This is a genomic window from Micromonospora sp. ZG13 (assembly GCF_059359355.1).
On the sequence record NZ_JCADBQ010000001.1, the window covers coordinates 95,899 to 119,564 of the forward strand.

The 23,666-nt window shown below is 74.9% G+C and carries 17 protein-coding genes and 2 pseudogenes; 5 read left to right on the forward strand and 14 right to left on the reverse strand.

Going from position 1 to position 23,666, the window contains the following annotated elements; genetic code table 11:
• Positions 1-95 precede the first annotated feature (95 nt).
• From AC5L34_RS00430 to AC5L34_RS00445, 4 genes are read right to left on the reverse strand one after another with little or no spacing between them, the layout of a single operon-like run.
• Positions 96-3,785, reverse strand: coding sequence for an SCO7613 C-terminal domain-containing membrane protein (locus AC5L34_RS00430; RefSeq protein WP_441175709.1), 3,690 nt, complete (start codon positions 3,783-3,785; stop codon positions 96-98).
• Between the two features lie 47 nt (positions 3,786-3,832).
• Complete coding sequence (gene cutA, locus AC5L34_RS00435; RefSeq protein ID WP_088998604.1) at positions 3,833-4,153, reverse strand: divalent-cation tolerance protein CutA; 321 nt, start codon at positions 4,151-4,153, stop codon at positions 3,833-3,835.
• Between the two features lie 9 nt (positions 4,154-4,162).
• On the reverse strand, positions 4,163-5,179 hold the full coding sequence (locus AC5L34_RS00440; RefSeq protein WP_441175708.1) for a 1-acyl-sn-glycerol-3-phosphate acyltransferase: 1,017 nt from the start codon (positions 5,177-5,179) through the stop codon (positions 4,163-4,165).
• Positions 5,179-6,012, reverse strand: coding sequence for a patatin-like phospholipase family protein (locus AC5L34_RS00445; RefSeq protein WP_441175707.1), 834 nt, complete (start codon positions 6,010-6,012; stop codon positions 5,179-5,181). The genes AC5L34_RS00440 and AC5L34_RS00445 overlap by 1 nt, the downstream gene beginning before the upstream one ends.
• Before the next feature lie 187 nt (positions 6,013-6,199).
• On the opposite strand from AC5L34_RS00445, the gene AC5L34_RS00450 reads away from it, so the two are divergent.
• The gene (locus AC5L34_RS00450; protein WP_441175706.1) at positions 6,200-7,720 is read left to right on the forward strand and encodes a serine/threonine-protein kinase; all 1,521 of its coding nucleotides are present in this window, start codon (positions 6,200-6,202) and stop codon (positions 7,718-7,720) included.
• A 9-nt stretch (positions 7,721-7,729) separates the two neighbouring features.
• On the opposite strand, the gene AC5L34_RS00455 is transcribed toward AC5L34_RS00450, so the two are convergent.
• The 10 genes and pseudogenes from AC5L34_RS00455 to AC5L34_RS00500 form a co-directional block, all read right to left on the reverse strand.
• Positions 7,730-8,791 (reverse strand): glycosyltransferase family 4 protein, encoded by a 1,062-nt coding sequence (locus tag AC5L34_RS00455; protein WP_441175789.1) that lies wholly within the window; start codon positions 8,789-8,791, stop codon positions 7,730-7,732.
• A gap of 208 nt (positions 8,792-8,999) precedes the next feature.
• Positions 9,000-9,671 (reverse strand): BON domain-containing protein, encoded by a 672-nt coding sequence (locus AC5L34_RS00460; protein ID WP_441175705.1) that lies wholly within the window; start codon positions 9,669-9,671, stop codon positions 9,000-9,002.
• A gap of 178 nt (positions 9,672-9,849) precedes the next feature.
• A complete protein-coding gene (locus tag AC5L34_RS00465) occupies positions 9,850-11,508 on the reverse strand; it encodes a S1C family serine protease (RefSeq protein ID WP_494823624.1) in 1,659 nt (552 codons plus the stop codon).
• A 62-nt stretch (positions 11,509-11,570) separates the two neighbouring features.
• Positions 11,571-12,791: pseudogene (locus AC5L34_RS00470) on the reverse strand (sensor histidine kinase); the annotation flags it as partial.
• A 173-nt stretch (positions 12,792-12,964) separates the two neighbouring features.
• Positions 12,965-13,127, reverse strand: a pseudogene (locus tag AC5L34_RS00475) (two-component sensor histidine kinase); the annotation flags it as partial.
• Positions 13,124-13,825, reverse strand: coding sequence for a response regulator transcription factor (locus AC5L34_RS00480; RefSeq protein ID WP_089003225.1), 702 nt, complete (start codon positions 13,823-13,825; stop codon positions 13,124-13,126). The gene AC5L34_RS00480 and the pseudogene AC5L34_RS00475, both read right to left, overlap by 4 nt.
• 74 nt (positions 13,826-13,899) lie before the next feature.
• Positions 13,900-14,550: a PadR family transcriptional regulator gene (locus AC5L34_RS00485; RefSeq protein WP_441175703.1), complete on the reverse strand. Its 651-nt coding sequence runs from the start codon at positions 14,548-14,550 to the stop codon at positions 13,900-13,902.
• Between the two features lie 88 nt (positions 14,551-14,638).
• Entirely contained in the window at positions 14,639-15,145 is a 507-nt protein-coding gene (locus AC5L34_RS00490; RefSeq protein ID WP_441175702.1) for a hypothetical protein, read from the reverse strand.
• A gap of 92 nt (positions 15,146-15,237) precedes the next feature.
• Positions 15,238-16,113, reverse strand: coding sequence for a lysophospholipid acyltransferase family protein (locus tag AC5L34_RS00495; protein WP_494823625.1), 876 nt, complete (start codon positions 16,111-16,113; stop codon positions 15,238-15,240).
• Complete coding sequence (locus AC5L34_RS00500) at positions 16,110-16,886, reverse strand: GNAT family N-acetyltransferase (RefSeq protein ID WP_494823626.1); 777 nt, start codon at positions 16,884-16,886, stop codon at positions 16,110-16,112. Before AC5L34_RS00500 ends, AC5L34_RS00495 begins: the two co-directional genes overlap by 4 nt.
• Positions 16,887-17,035: 149 nt before the next feature.
• On the opposite strand from AC5L34_RS00500, the gene AC5L34_RS00505 reads away from it, so the two are divergent.
• The 4 genes from AC5L34_RS00505 to AC5L34_RS00520 all read left to right on the forward strand — a co-directional run bounded on the left by AC5L34_RS00505 (position 17,036) and on the right by AC5L34_RS00520 (position 23,615).
• On the forward strand, positions 17,036-17,695 hold the full coding sequence (locus AC5L34_RS00505) for a hypothetical protein (protein WP_494823627.1): 660 nt from the start codon (positions 17,036-17,038) through the stop codon (positions 17,693-17,695).
• A 131-nt stretch (positions 17,696-17,826) separates the two neighbouring features.
• On the forward strand, positions 17,827-18,762 hold the full coding sequence (locus tag AC5L34_RS00510) for an ABC transporter ATP-binding protein (protein ID WP_088998593.1): 936 nt from the start codon (positions 17,827-17,829) through the stop codon (positions 18,760-18,762).
• Entirely contained in the window at positions 18,759-19,571 is an 813-nt protein-coding gene (locus AC5L34_RS00515) for an ABC transporter permease (protein ID WP_088998592.1), read from the forward strand. The genes AC5L34_RS00510 and AC5L34_RS00515 overlap by 4 nt, the downstream gene beginning before the upstream one ends.
• A gap of 282 nt (positions 19,572-19,853) precedes the next feature.
• Complete coding sequence (locus AC5L34_RS00520; RefSeq protein WP_441175698.1) at positions 19,854-23,615, forward strand: multifunctional oxoglutarate decarboxylase/oxoglutarate dehydrogenase thiamine pyrophosphate-binding subunit/dihydrolipoyllysine-residue succinyltransferase subunit; 3,762 nt, start codon at positions 19,854-19,856, stop codon at positions 23,613-23,615.
• Positions 23,616-23,666 lie beyond the last annotated feature (51 nt).

Consider the following 23,666-nt stretch of genomic DNA (forward strand, 5'->3'; position numbering starts at 1 on the left):
CCCCCAGTCTCCGGCGAACGGTTGCGCTGAGTAACCCTGCCCACCCCCGGGTTGGAGGTAGGGCTCGCCCTACCCCCGACCCCTGAGCGTGCCGGTCAGCCCATCCGGCCGAGGGCGGCCCGGAGCCGGGCCAGGTCGCGGCGGCGCCGCTCGTAGGTGGTGGCGAGCCCGATCAGCGTGAGCCCGCCGACGGCCAGGAAGATCCACCGGGGCAGCAGGTCCCAGCCACGGACCAGCTCGTGCAGCGCGAGCAGCGCCAGGGTCACGCCGCCCAGCAGCACCGGCGCCTGCCAGCGGCGGGTCGCCCCGGCCAGCACCGCGCCGAGCGCGGCGACGCCCAGCAGCAGCCGCCGCCACGGCTGGGGGTCCGGGGCCACCAGCACCGACACCAGGCTCGGCAGCAGCGCGGCCGCCAGCCCCGGGCCCAGCGCCAGCCAACTCGTCAGCCCGGGCCGGGTACGCAGCGCCACCACGCCCGCCGCGAGGGCCAGCGCCGCCGCCGGCACCGTGTAGGCCTCCAGCAGCGCCACGTCCCCGGCGGCCAGCAGCAGCCAGCCGCCGAGCAGCTCGCTGCCGCCGGCGATGCCCGCGAAGACCCACCGTCGGCCCGACGACTCGCCCCGGCGCAGCACCCGCAGCGCGACGGCGGCGCCCCACAGCACGCACACCGCCGCGGCGTGGCGCAGCGAGCCCACCGCGAGCAGCAGCGCGACCAGCGCCACCGCCTGGGCCGCCGCGTCCAGCGCCACCGCCTGGGCCGCCGCGTCCAGCGCCACCGCCACGGAACGCCCCCGGTGGGCCGGTACGGCAGCTGCGGCGGCCAGCGTGAGCACCGCGACGGCGAGCACGCTGAAGGCGGCCGTCCGTACGGGCAGCCCGCCGGCCAGCGGCGCGACGACCGCCAGGCCCGTCGCGGCGGCCACCGCGACCAGGGCCCCGGACAGCCGGGCGTCGTCGCGGCGGGCGGCGACGCCGACCACCGTCGCCGCGACCACGAGCACGCCGAGGCCGGCGATCGTGCCCGCCCGGGTGGCCAGCAGCCCGAGCAGCCCGGACGCCGCCAGCACCAGCCCCACCGGCACCCCGACCGGGGCGAGCAGCGGGCGCGGCGCGGCCAGCGCGGCGGCCAGGACCAGGGCTACCCCGCCGAGCAGCGTGACGACCGGCAGCACCGGCCAGGGCACGCCGGCGGCCATCTGCAGCACGGGCAGCGCCGCCGCGGCGAACGGCACCGCGACCAGCCCGGCCCGCCACCAGGCGGCGCCCGCCGACGGGACCGCCTCCTGGGCGGCACCGGGCCGGACGAGCGGGGCGGCGGCACCGGGTCGGACGAACCGGCCGGCGAGCACCCCGGCCACCGCCAGGGCGGTCAGCGCCAGACCCACCGGGAGCGCGTCCGTATCGGCCCGGACCGTGGGCGCACCGGACCAGGGCGGCACGTCGCCGTACGGGGCGACGAGCGCCGTCAACGTCACGGGGACCGCGGTGACGACCGAGACCACGAGCAGCCCGACGCCGGCCACCCGCAGGGCGACGTCGGCGCGCGCCGCACCGCCCAGCGTCGCCAGCAGCACCGCCACGGCGGCGTAGAGCGTCACCGGTTCGTCGGCCGGTACGACCACCGCCGCCAACCCGACCGCCGGGAGGGCCACGGCGACCCCGACGCAGGCGTACGCCCCCAGGTCGGGCCAGTGCCGGCGGACCGCGAACAGCCCGGCGGGCAGCAGCGCGACGGCGGCCAGCGCCGCCCGCGCCTGCCACCAGGCCGGCGCACCGGCGGCGAGCAGGGCGACGACCGCGCCGGCCGGCACCGCGAGCGGCACGACGGCCAGCGCCGTGCCGGCCATCCGGCGCTGCGCGGGCGTGCCGCGCCGGCCGGCCGCCGCCACGGCTGTCCCCGCGACCAGCACCACCGCGAGCGCCGCCCCCGCCCCCACGGGCGCGGCGAACCCCACGACCAGTGCGTGCCCGAGCAGGACGGTCCCGGCGCCCCCCGCCGCCAGGACCGTCCAGGACCGGACGCCCGGACGGCCCACCGCGACGGCGAGCAGGCCCACCGCCGCCACCAGGTCCAGGGCCACCACGGCGGGCCAGGGCGACGGCCAGCCGGCGGGCACCGCCAGCACGACGGCCGCCCCGCCGATCGCGGCCAGCGCCGGCCGGGCGGGCCTCGGCAGCAGCAGCGCCAGGGCGGCCACGGCCAGCGCGATCACCACCGGAAGCTGCCATCCCCGGCCGAGGTCGGGCCCGGCGTCGGCCCCCTGCCACGGCGGCAGCGACCGGCCCGCGGTGGCGCTGGCGAGCGCGACGGCCAGCAGCACGGCGAGCTGGGCCGTCACGCCGGCCACCAGCAGCGCGCCGGCGCGGGGGCCGGTCCGCCACCCGGCGGGCAGCAGCCGCACCGCGCCGGCCAGGGCCACCACGACCAGCGCCGTGAGCAGCGGCGACAGGCCAAGCTCCGCGAGCGGGCGGACCACCGCGCCGGCCAGCACCGGCACCAGCAGCGCGGCGGCCACGGAGCGGAACACCGCCCCGCCGGTGAGTAGCGCGGTGCCGAGCAGCGTCAGCGCCACCAGCAGCAGGGGCGCCCCGGCCAGCAGCGGGACGCCGGCGGCCCTGCCGACGGTCAACGGCACGAGCGCGCAGCAGGCGGCCACGAGCAGCGCGCCGGCGTGCCCCACCCAGGCGAGGACGCGCCCGGCGAGGACCGCCGGCCGCTCGCCCGCCGGACGGGCCGGCACGCCGGCGGCAGCCGGAGTGCCGCCCACCGCACCGGCCGCCGTCGCGGCGCCGGTCGCCGGGCCACCCGCGCTCGTGGCACCGCCCGCCGGGCCGATCGGCACGGCGGCGGTCGCCGGGCCGCCCCGGCGGCGCAGCGCAACCAGCACCGCCAGGTCGAGCAGCGCCACCCCCAGGAAGACCATCGACCAGCCGGCGGCGTCCGGCCGGGCGTCGGCGGCGAGCAGGGGCAGCACCGGCTGCGCGGTCAGCAGGGCCGCGAACCACGGCACGGTCAGCCCGCTCAGCCGGGCGTACCCGGCCGCGACCGCCGCGCTGGCCCCCCCGACCAGCGCGGCGTACCGGGTGCCGGGCCAGTCCGCCACGCCGACCAGGTCCACCGACCAGGCGGCGTACCCGTCGAGGAGCACCAGCAGCAGGCCGACGGCCGCGAAGGTCTCCGCGGTGCCGCGCAGCCCGCGCCGTACCGCCACCAGGGGCACGGCCAGGGCGAGCGCGGTGAACGCGAACAGGATCAGGGCCCGGCCGGCGACCCCGACCGCCGCCCAGGCGACCGCCGTGAAGACCACCGCGGCGGTGCCCAGCAGCAGCCCACCGAGGACGAAGAGCAGGCTCTGCACCGTACGGGTGGAGGTCTCCGCCCCGCCGACGCCGACGGGCACCGGGGCGACCGGCCCCCGGCCGGGCCAGGCCGGCACCGGGGTGGTGCCCGGCGGGGTCACCCCCGGCGCGGGGCGTACCGGCGCGGGAGCTGCGGCGGGCGCGGGGCGTACCGGCGCGGGAGCCGCCGGGCGCGGCACGGGGAACTCCGCGCGGATCGCGGCGGCCAGTGCCGCCCGGCGCTGCCGGGTCGCGCCCAGCCGGTCGACGAGCCCCTGGTACGCCGCGCGGGCCCGCTCGACCTCGCCGCCGAGCGCGACGATCTCCCGGTCGAGCCGGACCACCTCGGCGGCGGCCGGGTACGGCGGCCGGCCGCAACCGGAGCAGCCCGAGCCGAGATCGGCCGACGCGCCGCAGGCGGGGCAGGGATAGCCGGTGTTCTGCACCCGGTCATCATGGTGGCCGGGAGATCACCTGAGAAGAGTGCGGATACTCAGGGCCGGGTGTGCTCGTGCACCCAGGTGGCGTAGCCGGGGTCGCCGCTGTCCACCCGGGTGACCAGGATCTCCGGCACCTCGTACGGGTGGCTGGCCCGGATCTGCTCCACCAACGCGGCGGCCCGGTCGGGCGCGGTCTTGAACTGCACCGACCACTCGGTGCTGGTCTCCACCCCCTCACGCCACCAGTAGGTGCTGTCCACCTGGCCGCCCACCTGTGCGCAGGCCGCCAGCCGACCCGCGACCGCCGCCGCCGCCATCACGTCGGCGACCGAGCGGGCGTCCACCACCGTCGTCACCACGCAGATCTGGTCCACCAGCGCACCCTACGCGGCACCGTCCCGATTGGCCGCGATCCACTCGTCGATCCGGGCCCACCAGTCGAAGAGCCAGTCGATCCGCTCCTGCCGACCGACCGGCACCTCCTCCGGCGGCACCGACCAGAAGCGCATGGTGATCCGCTTGTCCATGGGCAGTTCACGCCACACGTCGCCGACGGTGAGCATCCGGTCCAGGCCGGTGTGCGCCACGAAGATCACCCCGGCGTCGGGGGCCGCCTCCAGGGCCGCGAGCAGCCCGCCCGGCTGTGGGGCGAGCACGTGGCGCAGCCGTTCCGCGCGCCGCGCCATCCGCTCCAGGCCGAGGCCGCGCAGGCGGTCGATGGCCCGCAGCCGGCGGCCGGGGGTGAAGTTGCCGCCCTCCGGGAAGATCACGAAGGCGTCGTCGTCGTCCAGGCCCTGCGCCAGGTGCCCGATCTGCTCGGTCACCGATCCCCGGCCCTCCGGACCCGGCGCGAGGAAGCGGTTGGGCAGCCGGTTGAGCAGCACGTCGACCGCCGGATCCCACTGGAGGCTGTCCTTCAGCACGATCCGCGGCTCGCGGTTGAACCAGTTGACCAGGGCGTGGATCAGGATGAACGAGTCGCCGGGGCCGGCGTGCCGGCAGAGCACCAGCTCGGGCCGGCCGGGCAGCGCCGTGTCGGGGTCGGTGCCCACCACGTCGATGTTCAGGTGCAGTGCCCAGCGGGCCTGCCAGAAGAGCACCCGCAGGAACCAGCCGGCGAGCACGTAGTGGGCCCGCTGGAAGCCCGGCGACCGGACCTGCCAGCCGAAGCCGGAGGCCACCCAGAGCAGGAAGAGCGCGAGCAGCGCCGCCGCGTCCCAGACCAGGTAGACGCAGCCGAGCCAGAGCAGGCGCAGCGGGCGGAGCCGGCCCGGGACCAGCGGCGAGACGGCCGCCGCGAGCAGCGCCCAGACCGGCAGGGTCGTCACCACCAGGAAGGCGAGCAGCACCACGCCGGGGGCCAGGAACAGTCGGCGTGCCCACCGCGGCGGCAGGGGCATCAGTGCTCCAACTGCGTCGCCAGGTAGCGCCGGGAGGCCGTGTAGGCGCGGCTGATCCGCCGCCCCACGGCCGCCATGTCCCGGTAGGCCCACGGCGTGTCGTCGCGCGGCTCCAACCCCCCGGTGGGCAGCACGTGCACCTCCACCCCGTCGGGCAGGGCCGCCATCTCCCGGGCGAACCGGTGCCGCCGGGCGATCTCGAACGCGACCTGGGCGATCTCCCAGGGCCGCCGGGGCGGGCTCAGCTCCCGTTCGATCCGGCCCACCTGGAGTACGAAGATCCGCGTGGCGCCCACCGCGACCGCCTCGCCGATCGGGATGGAGTTCACGATGCCGCCGTCGATGTAGTGCTGGTCGTCGATGCGGGCGGGCGGCAGCAGCCCCGGCACCGAGGCGGAGGCGAGCACGGCCGGCACCAGCGGCCCGCTGTCGAACCAGTGCTCGGCGGCCCGCTCGATGTTGGCCGCGCAGCAGCGGAAGGGCACCTGGAGGTCGGCGAAGGTGGTCTCCGCGCCCAGCTCGGCCTCCAGCAGCTTGCGCAGCGGGCGGGGCGAGTGCAGGTGGGTACGGGCGGCGAACCGGCGCAGTTGGCGGGCCACCGAGTCGCCGTACACCTCGCTCGCCTCCGGCGAGGCCCAGAGCCGGACCAGCCGGTCGGTGACCACCTCGGACGGTTCGGCGGCGACCAGCGCGCCGTTGACCGCCCCGATCGAGGTGCCGAGCACCACGTCGGGTCGGATGCCGGCCCGGAACAGCGCCCGCAGCATGCCCACCTCGACCGCGCCGAGGACTCCCCCGCCCCCGAGCACGAACGCCACCGGTCCCCGCGACATGGCTTCATCCTGGCACGGGCGGAAAAGGGGCTGTCCGGTGCCGCCCGGCGGGATGGCCCGGGCGGCGCCGGCGGTCGGGTCCGGGGGGCCGCCCGGGAAGGGCCGCCCCCACGAGTAGCCGACCGTTGACAGGCCCGACACATTCGCGCAACCTGATAGCGCTCCCACAGCGAGGCAGGTGCTATCCGTGAAGCCAGCACTGCACCCCGGCCGGTTGCTGGCCCGCCGGTACCGGCTCCTCGACCAGATCGGTGCCGGCGGCATGTCGGTGATCTGGCGGGCGCACGACGAGGTGCTCGACCGGGTCGTGGCGCTGAAGGTGCTCGCCCCGTCGCTCGCCGCCGACGCCCGCTTCCGCGACATGGTGCGCGAGGAGGCCCGCGCCGCCGCCCAGCTCGTCCACCCGCACGTCACCTCGGTGCACGACTACGGCGAGACGGTCGCGCCCGACGGGTCGATCACCTCGTTCGTGGTGATGGAGCTGCTCGCCGGCGAGGAGCTGGAGGTCCGGCTCACCGAGGGGCCGCTGCCGTGGGCCGAGGCGGTAGAGGTCGGCGCCCAGGTGGCGGACGCCCTCGCCGCCGCCCACCGGCTCGGCATCGTGCACCGGGACATCACCCCGGCCAACGTGATGATGACCCGGGCGGGGGTCAAGGTGCTCGACTTCGGCATCGCCACCCGCATCGGCGCGCCGGACGACGACGAGGACGGGGGCACCTTCGGCACGCCCGCGTACGTGGCGCCGGAACGACTCGACGGGGCACCCGCGCAGCCGGCCACCGACGTGTACTCCCTCGGCGTGCTGCTCTACGAGGCGCTGACGGGTCGGGTGCCGTACCCGGCGGACACCTGGGAGCAGCTCAGCGAGGCGCTCGCCGGTGACGGCCCGCCCCCGCTCGCGGACATGCCGGGCCTGCCGCCGGAGGTGGCCCGTACCTGCCTGCGCTGCCTGGAGCGCGACCCGCTGGATCGCCCCACCGCCCGCCAGGTCGCCACCGTCCTGCGCGACCAGCTGCTCCCCGCCGACCCGCAGGCCGCCACGATGCTCGCGCCGACGGTCACCCTCCCGACGCTGCCGCCACCGGCGGGACCGGCCGGGACGGCGGAAGAGCGCGGGGCGGCGGATCCGGGCGGGACGGAGCCGGACGGCGGGGCCGAGTCGCGCAGCGCCCGCCTCGCCCGGGAGCGCCGGCGACGCCGCCTGCCGCGGCCGGTGCTGATCGTGCCGGTCGTACTGCTCGTGGGGGTGGCCCTGGCCGTGCCCGCGATCCGCCAGGAGGAGACGACCCCGCCCCGGTCGCTGCCCACCACGGGCCCGTCCGATCCGCCGGCCTCCCCCACGCCGACGGCCGACGCCGCACCGCCCCCGGCGGCCTCCCCGCAGCCGACGTCCGCCGCGCCGGTCGCACCCCGGCCGACCCCGACGCCCCCCGGGCGCGACGACCTCATCGAGGCGGCCAACCGGGTCGACGGGCTGATCGGCGCGGGGCTCGACGACGGCGGGATCCGGCCCGACGTCGGCCTCGACTTCCGCAACGAGCTGCGCAACCTGACCGACGCGGTCCGCGCCCGCTCGGGCGACCTCGGCGAGCGGATCGCCCGGCTGCGCGAGAAGGTCGCGGTCCGCCACGGCGAGGGTGCCGTCACCGACGCGTACGCCCGACGCCTCGACAGCGCCATCACCGCGCTCGGGGCCGCCCGCGTCTGACGGCGGCCGTCAGCGGGCCGGGGCCCGGACCGGCTCCCGGGCCGCCCGGTCGGGGGCCGTACGCGCGATGAAGCGGTGGTACACCTCCTCGTAGCCGGTGGCCATCCGCTCCGTGGAGAAGCTCTCTGCCACGTGCGCGACGCAGGCCGCCGGGTCGAGCTCCGTCGCCGCGCGCAACGCGCCGGGCAGCTCGTCCACGCGCTCGCAGATCAGGCCCGTCCGGCCGGGCCGGACGAGTTCCGGCACCGCCCCCCGGTCCAGCGCCACCACCGGCGTGCCGGTCGCCATCGCCTCCACCATCACCATGCCGAACGGTTCGTCCCACTGGATCGGCATGATCAGGCAGCGGGCCTCGACCAGCAGGCGTAGGGCCTCGGCCCGGTCGGCGTCGAGCACCACCCGGACGTCCTCGCCGAGCAGGGGCCGGACCACCTGGTCGTAGTAGCGACGCTCGGCCGGCTCGTTGCACTTGCCCGCCAGCACCAGCGGCAGGCCGGCCTCCCGGCACGCCCGGATGGCGAGGTCCGGGCCCTTGTCGGGGCTGAACCGGGCCAGCCAGAGCACCGGCCCCCGCCCGGGGGCGCTCTTGTGCGGCACGCCCCGGACGTCCATCGCGTTGTGCACCGTACCGACCCAGCCCAGCGCCGGGTTCAGGCGGCGCTGGGCGTGCGAGATGGCCACCAGCCCGACCCCCCGGTCGGTCTCGCTGAGCACGTCGCCGTACTCGCCCACCGGGTTGCCGTGCACCGTGGCCACCGTCGGCACGGCCCGGTGGCCGGCGATCAGCGGGCCGATCGTCGTGTGGTCGTGTACGACGTCGAAGTCCCCCGCGTGCACGCGGTGGTTGACCCGGGCCAGGTGGGCCAGCTCGGGCAGCGCCTCGCCGAGCCGGTCGAACTGGAGTTCGGGCACCGTGGAGACGAACGCGGCCGCCGTCCCGTGTTCCTGGCCGGCCCCGAAGACGGTGACGGCGTGACCCCGGCCGACCAGCGTCTCCACCAGGCCGGTCACCACCTGTTCCAGGCCGCCGTAGCCGGGCGGCGGCACCGACAGCCACGGCGGCACCACCATCGCGATCCGCAACGGCCGCGCTGCCGATCGGTCGGGCGACGGACGGTCGACGGCCACGGACACCTCCCAGTCGGTCACTGCTGTGGAGCACCGGCCGCCCCACCGCGACCGTCTCCCGGCTGCGCGGGCGGAATCGGCGACGCTGCGCGGACGGAATCGGCGACGGTTTCCCGAGGGCGGCACCACTAAACGGGACGCCGTGGGCGGGTCACCCGCCCACGAGAAGACGGTCCCGCACCGCCCGCACCCCCTCGGCCGACCACGCCACCCGCTCCGCCTCGTCCCGCTCCCACCAGGAGCGGACGACCCCGGTGAGCACGACCGTGTCCCCGTCCAGTTCGACGGTCACCCGCTCCGTGCCGATGCCCCGCCCCAGCGCCCGCTGGAGGTCGCGCCGGGTCCGACCGGTGTCGGGACGGGTGACGGGCCGCACCTCGACCAGGTTGGTCACCCCGCGTACGCCCCGCAGCCGGCGCAGCTCCCGCTCGGCGGTACGCCGCTGCCAGCCGAACTCGACCTCGCCGCGGAGCATCACCCAGCCGTTGGCGACGGTGACGTCCAGCCGCTCCGCCGGGACGAAGCTGTCCCACTCCAGCGCCCGGCCCGCCGCGATCGCGATCTCGGCGTCCGTACGCCCCGGCTCGCCGGGCAGGCGCACCTCGACGTCGTCGGCGACCGCCCGCACCCCCCGTACGCGCTGCGCGCAGCGTTGCGCCGCCCACTTGCGCGCGTACGCGTCGACCTGCCCGGTCAGGGTGACCACGCCGTCGTCGACGCTCACCCCGATCTCGTTGGGCTGCACCTGGGCGTCCCAGGCCAGCTCGTCGAGCACGTCCCGCTGGATCCGCTCGTCCGTCCGGTCGGCCGCTGCCGTGGTCATCGCACCCCTCCGTACGCCTCGCCGGGTCCTGCCTCTGCGACGGTGCCGGCGCGACGGGTGACGGCGGTTCACCCGCACCGGGTGAACCGCCGTCGAGAGTGAGCGGCGGGTGACGGAGCCAACCCCCTTGGCCCCGCCACCCGCCGCCGGAGGGAGGAGGAATGTCTTCGGTTACCGGTTACGACGTCTCGGCGAGCGTCACGGTTGCCCTGGCCTCGGTGCCGTTGCGCTTGTAGGTCACCTCGACCCGGTCACCGACCTTGCCGGCCTGCACGGCGCCGACCAGGTCGTCCGAGTCGTTGACCGCCTTGTCGCCGAACCGGGTGATCACGTCGCCGCGCTGCAACCCGGCCTTCTCGGCGGCGCTGCCCGGGGTGACCGCCGCGACCAGGGCGCCCCCGCCCTCGGCGGCGGTCACGCTGACCCCGAGCGACGGGTGGCTGACCTTCTCGCCGCGCTGGAGCTTGCCGGCCACGTCCTTGGCCTTGTTGCTGGGGATCGCGAAGCCGACGCCGATGTTGCCGCTGCTGCCCTGCCCGGCGGTGGCGATCGCGGTGTTGATGCCGATCACCTCGCCCCGCGTGTTGACCAGGGCGCCACCGGAGTTGCCCGGGTTGATCGGCGCGTCGGTCTGGAGCAGGCCGGCGATCGAGGAGGCGCCCTGGTTGGGCTCCTGCCGCTGCTCGCCGCTGCCCGCCTGGATGGTGCGGTCCCGGGCGCTGAGGATGCCGGCGGTGACCGAGCCCTGCAGGCCCAGCGGGCTGCCGAGGGCGAGCACCTGGTCGCCGACCTGCATCGCGTCGCTGTCGCCGAACGTGGCGGCCTTCAGGCCGCTGACGCCGTCGGCCTTCACCACCGCCAGGTCGGTCTTCGGGTCGGTGCCCCGGATCTGGGCCTGGGCGGTCTTGCCGTCGGCGAAGGTCACCACGACCTTGCCGTCCGTGGCGGAGGCGATCACGTGGTTGTTGGTGAGCACGAAGCCGTCGGCGGTGAGGATCACGCCGGAGCCCTCGCCGTTGCCGGTCGCGATCGACACGACGCTGGGCTGCACGGCGGCGGCGATGCGGGGCAGGTCGGCGCTGTTGATGACCGGCGCGGCGGAGTACGTGCGGGTGATGCCCGAGTCGCCGTCGACGGCCAGCGCGAGCGCCCCACCGGCGACGCCCGAGCCGAGCATCAGCGCGAAGACCGCCACCCCGGCGCCAGCGAACTTGGCGATCCGGCCGGGCCGGGGGCCCGCCGTCTGCGGGGCCGCCCAGGGCGGCACCGGCTGGCCGGAGGGGTGCGGCTGGTGGCCGTACGGCTGTCCCGGCTGGCCCCCGCCGCTCCAGCCGGACTGCTGGCCGTACCAGGGCGCGCCGGGCTGGCCGGCGGCCTGCGGATGGCCGGGCTGACCCGCGAGGTGCGGGTGACCGGGCTGGCCGGCGGCGTACGGGTGGGCGGACTGACCCGGCTGGTGCTGGCCGGGCAGCGGGTACTGCGGGGCCGGCGCGTAGGGGCCCGGCGGGGCGGGCCGGACGGGCGGGCCGGCGGCGTCGGGGGCACGGGCCGGCTCGGCGGCGGGCGGGGCGCCGTCGCCGGCGGTCGCGCCCGGCTCCGCGGTACGCGGTGCGTCGGCACCGGCCGGGACGGATCCACCGGCGGCAGGGGCGGTCGGGCCGGCGGGATGCGTGGTGAGGCCGACTGTGGGGGCGTCACCGGACGTGGTGGCGAAGCCGACGGTCGGGGCGGAGTCGGACTGCGCGCGCTCGGCGCGCGGCAGCTCGGCGGTGGGGTGCGACGGCTCGGCGTCGGGGTGGGCCGGCCGGCGCTGCGGGTCGGACTCGTGCTCGGTCATGCGTCCACCTTGACGCGCACCACTGCGATCCGCCTGGAACCGACCTGAATGTTGGCTGAAAGTCACTCGCCATCGCCCTCGGCGTCCGGCACCAGCGGGAGTCGGACCCGGAAGGTCGATCCCCCACCGGGGGTCTCGGCCACCTCGACCGTGCCGTGGTGGGCGCGCACCAGCGCTGCGACGATGGCCAGGCCCAGCCCGGTGCCGGTGTTGCCGCCGGCCCGCCGGGTACGCGCCGCGTCCACCCGGTAGAAACGCTCGAAGACCCGCTCCGCCTGCTCAGGGGTGAGCCCGGGACCGGTGTCGACCACCTCCACCACGGCCAGGTTGCCCGGCTCGGCCCGCAGCCGCAGGGTCACCGCGGCCTCCGGCGGGGTGTGCGTCAGGGCGTTGGTCATCAGGTTGCCGATGACCTGGCGCAGCCTGGCGTCGTCGCCGTAGACCACCAGCGGGCCCGAGCCCGGCGCGACCTTCAGTTCGATCCGGCGCTCCGGCGCCATCACCCGGGCGGCCTCGACCGCCTCGCTGGCCAGCACCGGCAGCTCCACCGGGGCGAGGGCGAGCGGTCGCTCCCGGTCCAGCCGGGCCAACAGCAGCAGGTCCTCCACCAGCAGCCCCATCCGGGCCGCCTCCTGCTCGATGCGCCGCAACAGGTCGGCGGTCTGCTCCGGCGCGCTGGCCGCGCCCTGGCGGTAGAGCTCGGCGAAGCCCCGGATGGTGGTCAGCGGGGTCCGCAGCTCGTGCGAGGCGTCCGCCACGAACTGCCGCATCCGTTCCTCGGAGCGCCGGGCCCGCGCCTCGGAGGCCAGCGCCGCGCCGGCCGCGTCCCGGGCCACCGCCTCGGCGGACCGGGCGGCGGTCTCCGAGGCGGCCCGCGCGGTGAAGGCGACCTCGATCTGCGTGAGCATCGCGTTGAGGGCCCGCGACAGCCGGCCCAGCTCGGAGGTGGGGAAGGGTTGCCCCTCCTCGGGGTCGGGCACCCGCCGGGTGAGATCGCCGCCGGCGATGGCGGCGGCCGTACGCTCTATCTCCACCAGCGGCTTCAGACTGGTCCGGACGATCGCCGCGCCGATGGAGGCGAGCAGGATCAGCACCGCCCCGCCGACCAGCAGGTCTATCCAGACCAGCTGCTTCACGGCGCGATCCACCTGGGTGAGTGGCTGACCCACGGCCAGCACCGAGCCGTCCTGCTGTCCCGTGTAGACCACCCGCCAGCGGGTGCGGCCGTCGTGGGACATGACGGTGCGGGGTTCGCCCTCCAGCGCGGCGAATCCGCTCCGGTCGCTGGGGAAGTCGGGCAGTTGCTCGGGGTCGAGGCTGATGTCGTCGTAGGCCGTCCGGTACACCCGGTTCTCGTCGGCGAGCGACACGACGTAGCTGCTGGGCAGCATCGCCTCGAGCCGACCGCTGCGCAGCCCGGGGAGCAACTGCCCGAGCCCCTGGCTGGCCGACTTGATCTGGCCGTCCACCTGGCCGACGAGGTAGTCGCGGAGGAAGAAGGCGGTCAGCGAGCTGATCACCAGCAACGCGGCGGCGACCAGGGCCAGCACCGCGGCGACCAGCTTGACCCGCAGGGGGACGCTGCGCAGCCGCGCCTTGCCCTGGTCGAGCGGTTTCACGCCGCCGGCTTGCGCAGGACGTAGCCGACGCCCCGCAGGGTGTGGATCAGCCGGGGCTGGGTGTTGTCCACCTTGCGGCGCAGGTACGAGATGTAGGACTCGACGATGTTGTCGTCGCCCCGGAAGTCGTAGTTCCACACGTGGTCGAGGATCTGCGCCTTCGACAGCACCCGGTTGGCGTTCAGCATCAGGTAGCGCAGCAGCTTGAACTCGGTCGGCGAGAGCTGCACCCGCTGCCCGGCCCGGTGCACCTCGTGGGTCTCCTCGTCCAACTCCAGGTCGGCGAAGGTGAGCCGGGAGGGTGCCTGCTCCCCGCTGCTGGTGCGCCGCAGCACCGCCCGGATCCGGGCGGTCAGCTCCTCCAGGCTGAACGGCTTGGTCACGTAGTCGTCGCCGCCCAGGGTGAGGCCGCGGATCTTGTCGTCGGTGGCGTCGCGGGCGGTGAGGAAGACCACCGGCGTACGGGTGCCGCCCTCGCGCAGCATGCGGATGACCTCGAAGCCGTCCAGGTCGGGCAGCATCACGTCGAGCACCACCAGGTCGGGCCGGTGGTCCTTGGCGGCGTTGAGCGCGGCGCTGCCGCTCGTCGCGGTGGCCACGTCGAAGCCCGCGAAGCGCAGGCTCGCGGAGAGCAGTTCGAGGATGTTGGGGTCGTCCTCGACGACGAGCAGTCGCGCCTCGGTCTGGGTAGCGGCCATGCCGCCCATCATCCGCGCTCTCGCTGCGTCCGCGCTGGGCACTCGCTGGAAAGAACCTGTGAGGCGGTAGTCGCTCAGCGCAGCAGCCGGCGCAGCCCGTCCAGCGCGCCGTCGAGCAACCGGACGGCCGTACGCAGCTGCACGTCGCTCGGCCGGCGGGCCCGCACCAGGGCGGCCGCCTCGGCGGCGAAGGCGGCCAGCCGCTGGTCGAACTCGTCCAGCGGCGTCGGGGCGGGCTCGGACGCCGAGGACGGGCCGGCGGGGGGCACCGGTGCGGGGCCGGGCGAGGGGGCGGGCGTCGGTCCCGGGCCGGGGGACCCCCAGCGCGTACGGCCGGGCCGCCGGGCCTCACGCAGCTCCCGCTTCAGGTCGCGCACGGAGCCGCGTACCTCGCCGCGGAGCTCCCCGGCCAGCGCGGACAGCTCCTCCACCGAGGCGGCGATGTCCGACTCCAGGGCGGTCAGCTCGCCGGCCCGCTGCCGCAGCTCGGCCCGGCCCGCCTCGGTGATCTCGTAGACCTTGCGGCCTCCGACGGCGGTGTGGGTGACCAGCCCGCCGGACTCCAGCCGCTGCAACCGGGGGTAGATCGTGCCGGCGCTGGGCGCGTAGAGGCCGAGGAAGCGGTCCTCCAGCAGGCGGATCAGCTCGTAGCCGTGCCTGGGGCCGTCGTCGAGGAGCTTGAGCAGGTAGAGCCGGAGCCGCCCGTGACCGAACACGGTGGTCACGGCAGCTCCTCCTCGTCCATGGCAGGACATTAACGCGATACATCGCGACACCACAACCGGCGCTCCGGTCGGGACGCGGCGCCCCGGCTCAGCGGGCGGCGCGCAGGTCCCGGGCGAGATGCGCACGCCGGAATCCCACCGTGGCCAGACGCCGCAGGTCGGCGCGGTTGTCGTGCATGAGCTGGACGTGGAAGTAGTTGACGTACTCGAGGGCCGCGAAGATGCCGAAGGCCAGCCCCGGGTACGACTGCGCGCCGGGCGTCCGCACGGCGGCCACGGCGCAGGCGGCGAGCACGGCCGCCAGGAGGACCGGTAGGGCGGCCCGCGCGGTGGCGAAGTGGCGCAGGCCGGGCAGGCGCGACCGCCCGAGGCGCAGTTGCCGGAGCTTGAGTGCCCAGTACGCCGCGCCCACCACGAGCAGGGCCGCGACGGACCCGAAGCCGGCGAGGTTCGCCGCCGTCAGCGGCACGTCCACCACCCGGAACCACAGCCACGCCTGAAGGGGGACGTTCAGCAGTTCCCATCCGGCCAGTGAGCGGAGCCGACGCCGGGCCGCCTCGCGCGTCGGGCCGGCCGACGGATGGGTCCTGGGCACGTCCCTCACGATGACACAGCGCCGGCCGCACACCCGACGGGCACCGCCGCCGGGGAGGACGTACCCGACGGGCACCGGCACCCGGGCGCAGGTCAGGCGGCCAGGCCGAGCCCCCGCCTGCGGGTGGCGGGCGGGGTGACCGCCGCGAGGTGCACGACCGACTCGGCCGCCCGGGCGAGCAGCCGCCGGTCCGCGCCCGGGTCGGGGTGCAGGGCGGCGGAGACCGTCACCCGCACCTCCAGGTCCCGGGCGGCGAGCACCCGGCGTACCGAGCGGAGCAGGTCGTCGTCGCCGACGAAGGCGGCGGCCGTGGTCGGCGCGCCGGTCGCGGCGCACTGGTAGCCGATCCGCAGCGGCACCACCGGCGCCCCGGCGTCGATGGCCGCCTGGAACAGCGCCGGACGGAACCCCCGCCCGGGCCGGCAGCCGGCCGCGTCGGCGGTGCCGCACCACGTCGTACCCTCCGGGAAGACCGCGACCGCGCGACCGGCGCGCAGGTCGGCGGTGACCCGGGCCACCGTCGCGGGCAGGTCGCGAGGGCGGGAACGGTCCACCAGGACGGTGCCGGCCGCCGCTGCGAGCAACCCCACCAGCGGCCAGGACCGGACCTCCCGCTTGGCCACCATCCGGGCCGGCGCGACGGCCAGCAACGCCAGCACGTCCAGCCAGGAGGCGTGGTTGGCGACCAGCAGCGCCCGCCGCCGGGGCGGCCGGCCGCGCGCCACCAGGCGTACGCCGAACGCCCGCAGCGTCCACCGGGCCCAGCCGCGCACGCCCGCCGCCCGGGCGGCGGCCGGCAGCACCGGCAGCAGCACCGCCAGGCCCGTTCCCGCCGCCAGCATGCCGAGCACCGCGAGCAGTCTGGCGAGCCGTCGGGCCGGCGACACGGCCGGCACCTCGCCGGCGGCCGGCAGGCACGCCGGCCCGCAACCCGACACGGGCAGCCAGAGGCGTCCGATCGCGCTCACCGCTCCGCCCCGCCGAGGAAGTGCCGCAGGTAGCGGGGGTTCATCCGGTCCAGGGAGAACAGCACGTAGAAGTCGGCCACCCCGAAGTCCGGGTCGTACGCCGGCTCGCCGCCGACCCAGGCACCGAGGCGCAGGTAGCCGCGCAGCAGTGGCGGCACGGCCCGCGCCGCCGGGCCGCCGTCCGCCGCCGGGCCGCTCGCCGCGCCCGGCTCGGCGAACCAGGGGCGCCTCGGGCGTACGCGCAGTCGCGGCGGGGCCAGGTGCCGCGCGGAGACCTCGTCCCACACCCGCGCGACGGTCCCTCCCCCGTCGGCCACCGGCACCGACGCGCAGCCGCCGAGCCAGCGGGACCCGCGCAGGTGCAGGTAGCGGACGATGCCGGCCCACATCAGGTTGATCACCGCGCCGGAGCGGTGGTCGGGGTGCACGCAGGAGCGGCCCGCCTCGACCAAGTCGTCGCGGAGCGGGTCGAGCGCCCTCAGGTCGAACTCGGTCTCCGCGTACCGCCGATCGGTGCGCCCCGGCGGGAGTAGCCGGTACGTGCCGACCACCTCGCCGGTGCTCTCCCGCCGGACGATCAGGTGGTCGCAGTACGCGTCGAAGTCGTCGACGTCGAGCCCGGCGGCGCCCGGGCGCAGGATCGCGCCGAGTTCGGTGGCGAACACCTCGTGACGCAGGCGTTGCGCGGCCGCGACCTCGCTCGGGTCGTCGGCGATCAGCAGGGTGTATCCGCTGGTCGTCAGGGGTGCGCCAGCGGCGTGCAGAACGGCCATGGGACCTGTGTAGGCGGCCCGGGTTGCCGGCCGGCGGGGTGAGCGGTGTCGATGAGGTGAACGGCCCGTGCCGGAGTCGGACGGACGGCGTGCGAGGCTGCCGGGGGCGTACCGGCGACGGGGCCGGGCGTCGCCGCCGGAGGTGTCTGATGATCATCGAGTCGCGTTTCAACGGGCCGCCCGGCTCGGGCAACGGCGGCTGGAGCGCCGGGGTCTTCGCCGGGGCCGCCGGCCAGGGGCCGGTCGAGGTCACGCTGCGTCGCCCGCCCCCGCTGGAGATCCCGCTCACTCTCGCCGACGGCGAGGTCCGCGACCCGCAGGGCCTCCTCGTCGCCCAGGTCCGCCCCACGGAGGACCCCCGGGCGGTGGTGCCGCCGGTGGAGCTGGCGGCCGCGCGGGCCGCCTCGGCGGCGTACCCCGGGCTGGTGGACCACCCCTTCCCGGGCTGCTACGTCTGCGGCCCGGACCGCCCCGACGGGCTGCGGATCTTTCCGGGGCGGCTGCCGGACGGCCGCACCGCCGCGCCGTTCCGGGTGCCCGCCGCGGTCACCACGCCCACCGTCTGGGCCGCGCTGGACTGCCCCGGCGGCTGGGCGGTGATCGCCCCCGGCCGGCCGTACGTCCTCGGCCGGATCGCGGCGGTGGTCGCGGCGCTGCCGGAGCCGGGCGACGAGTGCGTGGTGACCGGCGTCATGGTGGGCGGGGAGGGCCGCAAGGCGCTCGTGCACACCAGCCTGTACGCCCCCGACGGCACCCTCCTGGCCTGGGCCCGGGCAACCTGGATCGCCGTGGCGGACGACGCCGGATAATCGTCCCTGGGGATGAGGGCCTCCTGCCTGAGGCGGAGGTCGATCTAGGAAGCACGCCTGATTGACCTGGTTGCGCCCGCCCGCCACGCTGTGTCACGGCGTACCCCGACGCCACCGCACGAAGGAGAGCAATGACTGACGGGCAGAGAAGCCCCACCGGTGACGGTCAGATCGTGGTGTCCGGCCTGACGAAGCAGTACAAGAACGTACGGGCCGTCAACGACCTGTCGTTCACCGTCGAACCGGGGCGGGTGACCGGCTTCCTCGGCCCCAACGGCGCCGGCAAGACCACCACGCTGCGGATGCTGCTGAACCTGGTCACGCCGACCAGCGGGACGGCCACCATCGGCGGGCGTCGGTACGCCGACCTGACCGACCCGCTGCGGCACGTCGGTGCCGTGCTGGAGGCGTCCAGCGCGCACAAGGGCCGCACCGGCATCAACCACCTGCGGGTGATCGCGGCGGCGGCCGGGCTGCCGAAGCAGCGGGCCGACGAGGTGCTGGCGCAGGTCGGGCTCACCCCGGCGGCGAAGCGCAAGTTCAAGGGCTACTCGCTCGGCATGAAGCAGCGGCTCGGCATCGCCGCCGCCATGCTGGGCGACCCCCGCGTGCTGGTCCTCGACGAGCCCGCCAACGGGCTCGACCCGGAGGGCATCCGGTGGATGCGCGGGTTCCTCAAGAACCTCGCGCACGAGGGCCGTACGGTGCTGGTCTCCAGCCACCTGCTGTCGGAGATGCAGCTGCTCGCCGACGACGTGGTGATCATCGCGGCCGGGCAGCTCGTCCGGCAGGGCACGGTCGAGCAGGTGATCGGCTCGATGGCGCAGGGCATCCGGGTGCGGGTACGCACCCCGCAGGCCGACGCGCTGATCGCCGCCCTCAAGGAGGGGCCGGCCACCGTCGACCGCGACGAGCACGGCGTCCTGCTGGTGGGCGGGGTGGACGCCCCGACCGTGGGCCGGGTCGCCCTGACGGCGGGCGTCGAACTGCACGAACTGACCACGGAACGGCCCGACCTGGAACGGGTCTTCCTGGAGCTGACGGCCGGAAAGGCGGGCATCCGATGAACCTCGTCCGGTCCGAGCTTCTCAAGATCCGTACCACCAGCACGTGGTGGTGGCTGGCCATCGCCGCGTTCCTGTCGATCGCGCTGGCCTTCGCCTTCAACGCCTGGGTCGCCAACGAGACGTTGAACGGCAACGCCGAGGAGCTGGGCGTCACCGGCGACCAGGCCTCCGCGGCGGCGCAGGCCGCGAACCTCTACACCTCCGGGCAGTACCTGGGCCTGATGTTCGTGATGCTGATCGGCATCCTGATGGTCACCAACGAGTTCTTCCACCAGACGGCGACCACCACGTTCCTGGCCACGCCGCGGCGCACGTCGGTGATCCTCAGCAAGCTGGTCGCGGCCAGCCTGCTGGGCATCGGCTTCTGGCTGGTGACCACGCTGATCGACCTGGCCGCCGGGGCGGTGTTCCTGTCGGCCAACGGCCACGGCACCCTGCTCGGCGAGTGGGCCGTGCAGCGGGCGCTGCTGCTCAACCTGCTGGCGTACGCGATCTGGACGGTCCTGGGCATCGGCATCGGCACGCTGATCACCAACCAGCTCGGCGCGGTGATCACCGCCGCGGTGCTCTACCTCGTCGGCACGCAGGTGGTGGGGCTGCTGTTCATGCTGCTGTCGAACCTGCTGAACAGCGAGGCCGTGGTCAAGTGGCAGGTGATCTGGCCCGCCATCGCCTCGACCGTGATGGTCAGCGAGGGCCAGACGGACTTCACCCCCGCGTGGTGGGTCGGCGCGCTCGTGCTGATCGGCTACGCGGTGGTGAGCGGGGTCGCCGGTGTCCTGATCACCCGGCGGCGCGACATCTCCTGACGGATCCGCCGCGACGACGGGGCGGGGGTGGTGCCCGGCACCACCCCCGCCCCGGTCGCACCGGGCTCCGCCCACATTCCGGGCCTTATCAGGAGCCGACGGAACACGCAGCGTTTGGTGAACTTCTGGCATCTTCTGTGAAACCGGCCACGCGTCGGAGGCGGAAATGCCTGTGGCATCCGTACGGCGTAGCCTGGGAGCCGTCTCGTGCGCGCTCGAAGGCAGGGCGACACCGGACACCGCGTGCCACACAAACCCGCGTGAAAGAGGCGATTACCGGCCGTGTCGACCCAGCAGACTTCGCAGGAGAACCCACTGGCGGGTTTCGGTCCGAACGAGTGGATCGTCGAGGAGATGTACCAGCGCTACCTCGCCGACCCCACCAGCGTCGATTCGGCCTGGCACGACTTCTTCGCGGACTACCGCCCGGCGCCCGGCGCCGGGAAGCCGCGCGGAGCTGAGCAGGCCCCGAAGCCGGCCGCCGCGCCGGAGCCCGCCGGCCAGCAGGAGGCGGCCACCACGGTCGCCCAGCCGGCCGAGAAGAAGCCGGCGGAGAAGAAGCCGGAACCGAAGCCGGAACCCAAGGCCGAGCCCAAGGCGGAGAAGCCCGCCGCCAAGGCCGCCCCGGCCAAGCCGGCGGCCACGAAGGCGGCCCCCGCCAAGCCGGCGGCGGCCAAGCCGACCGCCACCGGCACGCAGACCACCCCGCTGCGCGGCGTGGCGGCGAAGATCGTCCAGAACATGGACGCCTCGCTGGCCGTGCCGACCGCCACCAGCGTGCGCGCCGTCCCGGCGAAGCTGCTGGTCGACAACCGCATCGTGATCAACAACCACCTCACCCGTGGGCGCGGTGGCAAGGTCAGCTTCACCCACCTCATCGGCTACGCGATGGTCCGCGCCCTGGTCGCCCACCCGGAGATGAACAACTCCTTCGCCGAGGTCGACGGCAAGCCGGTCATGGTCCGGCCGGAGCACGTCAACCTGGGCATCGCGATCGACCTGGTGAAGCCGGACGGCAGCCGCAACCTGGTGGTCCCCTCCATCAAGGCCTGCGAGCAGATGGACTTCCGGCAGTTCTGGCAGGCGTACGAGGACGTGGTCCGGCGCGCCCGCCGCAACGAGCTGACCATGGAGGACCACTCCGGCACCACGATCTCGCTGACCAACCCCGGCGGCATCGGCACCGTGCACTCGATGCCGCGGCTCATGCCGGCGCAGAGCGCCATCATCGGCGTCGGCGCGATGGAGTACCCGGCCCCCTACCAGGGCATGTCCGAGGCCACCCTGGCCGAGCTGGCCGTCAGCAAGGTCATCACCCTGACCAGCACGTACGACCACCGGATCATCCAGGGCGCGCAGTCCGGCGAGTTCCTGAAGGTGATGCACGAGCTGCTGCTCGGCGAGCACAACTTCTACGACCAGATCTTCACCTCGCTGCGCATCCCGTACGAGCCGGTGCGCTGGATGCGCGACGTCGCGGTCAACAACGAGGGCCAGATCAACAAGACCGCCCGGGTGCACGAGCTGATCCACGCGTACCGCGTGCGCGGTCACCTGATGGCCGACACCGACCCGCTCGAGTTCAAGATCCGCAAGCACCCCGACCTGGACGTGCTCCAGCACGGGCTGACGCTCTGGGACCTCGACCGCGAGTTCCCCGTCAACGGCTTCGCCGGCAAGCAGCGGATGAAGCTGCGCGACATCCTCGGCGTGCTGCGCGACTCGTACTGCCGCCGGGTCGGCATCGAGTACATGCACATCCAGGACCCGGAGGAGCGGCGCTGGATCCAGGAGCGGATCGAGCGCAAGTACGAGAAGCCGTCGGCCGACGAGCAGAAGCACGTGCTCAACCGGCTCAACGCCGCCGAGGCGTTCGAGACCTTCCTCCAGACCAAGTACGTCGGACAGAAGCGCTTCTCGCTGGAGGGCGGCGAGTCGCTGATCCCGCTGCTCGGCGAGGTGCTGGAGGCCTCCGCCGAAGGCGGGCTGGACGAGGTCGTCATCGGCATGGCCCACCGGGGTCGGCTCAACGTGCTGGCCAACATCGTCGGCAAGCCGTACGAGAAGATCTTCTCGGAGTTCGAGGGGCACCTGGACCCGCGCTCCACGCAGGGCTCCGGCGACGTGAAGTACCACCTGGGCCAGAACGGCAAGTTCACCACGCCCGACGGCGACCACGCGGTCAAGGTCTCGGTGGTGGCGAACCCGTCGCACCTGGAGGCCGTCGACCCGGTGCTGGAGGGCATCGTCCGGGCCAAGCAGGACCGGATAGACCTCAAGCTGGAGGGCTACACCGTGCTGCCGCTGGCGGTGCACGGTGACGCCGCCTTCGCCGGTCAGGGCGTGGTCGCCGAGACCCTCAACCTGTCGCAGCTGCGCGGCTACCGCACCGGCGGCACGGTCCACGTGGTGGTAAACAACCAGGTCGGCTTCACCACCGCCCCGGAGTACAGCCGCTCCAGCCTCTACAGCACCGACGTCGCCCGGATGATCCAGGCGCCGATCTTCCACGTCAACGGCGACGACCCCGAGGCCGTGGTCCGGGTCGCCCGGCTGGCCTTCGAGTACCGGCAGGAGTTCAACAAGGACGTCGTCATCGACATGGTCTGCTACCGCCGGCGCGGGCACAACGAGGGCGACGACCCGTCGATGTCCAACCCGCAGATGTACAAGATCATCGACTCGAAGCGGTCCGTCCGCAAGCTCTACACCGAGGAGCTGATCGGGCGCGGCGACATCACCGTGGAGGACGCGGAGGAGCTGCTGCGCGACTACCAGTCGCAGCTGGAGCGGGTCTTCAAGGCCACCCGGGACGCCGCCACCACGCCGCGGCAGCTCAGCCGCCCCAAGCGGGAGGACGAGCCGGAGCCGCAGGTGGAGACCGCCACCGACGCCGCCGTCGTCAAGGCCGTCGGCGAGGCGCACGTCAACCTGCCGGAGGGCTTCACCCCGCACAAGCGGATCCAGCAGCTGCTCGACCGGCGGGCCAAGATGTCCGTCGAGGGCAACATCGACTGGGGCTTCGGCGAGATCATCGCCTTCGGCGCGCTGCTGCACGACGGGGTCACCGTCCGGCTCGCCGGGCAGGACTCCCGCCGGGGCACCTTCGTGCAGCGGCACGCCTCGGTGGTCGACGCGCAGACCGGCAACGACTACCTGCCGTTGCAGTCGCTGACCGGCGACGGCGAGCGGTCCCGGTTCTTCGTGCACGACTCCCTGCTCAGCGAGTACGCGGCGATGGGCTTCGAGTACGGCTACTCGGTGGAGAACATCAACGCGCTGGTGTGCTGGGAGGCGCAGTTCGGCGACTTCGTCAACGGCGCCCAGTCGGTCATCGACGAGTTCATCTCCTCCGGCGAGGTGAAGTGGGGCCAGCGCTCCGCCGTCACCCTGCTGCTGCCGCACGGCCACGAGGGCCAGGGCCCGGACCACACCTCCGGCCGCCCCGAACGGTTCCTCCAGATGTGCGCCGAGGACAACATGCGGGTGTCGATCCCGACCACCCCGGCGAACTACTTCCACCTGCTGCGCCGCCAGGCGCTGTCGCCGAAGCGCAAGCCGCTGGTGGTGTTCACGCCGAAGTCGCTGCTGCGGCACAAGCTCTGCGTCTCCCCGGTGGAGGACTTCACCACCGGCACCTTCCAGCCGGTGCTGCCCGACTCGGGCGCCCCGGCACCGGAGCAGGTGAAGCGGGTGCTGCTCTGCTCGGGCAAGGTCTACTACGACCTGTTCCAGGCCCGTAACGAGCGGGGCGTCACCGACACCGCGATCATCCGGATCGAGCAGCTCTACCCGATGCCGGTCGAGGAGATCCGGGCCGCCCTGGCGGCGTACCCGAACGCCGAGGACTTCGCCTGGGTGCAGGAGGAGCCGGCCAACCAGGGCGCCTGGTCGTTCGTCGCGCTCAACCTGCTGGAGCACCTGGCGGACGTACGGCTGCGCCGGATCTCCCGCCCGGCGGCAGCCGCCCCGGCCGTGGGCTCCGCGAAGATGCACGAGGTCGAGCAGACCGCGCTGATCGAGGCGGCCCTGCCCCGCCCGTGACCTGACGCACCGCCGAGCGCACCGGGGCAGAGCCGTCGACACGACGGCTCT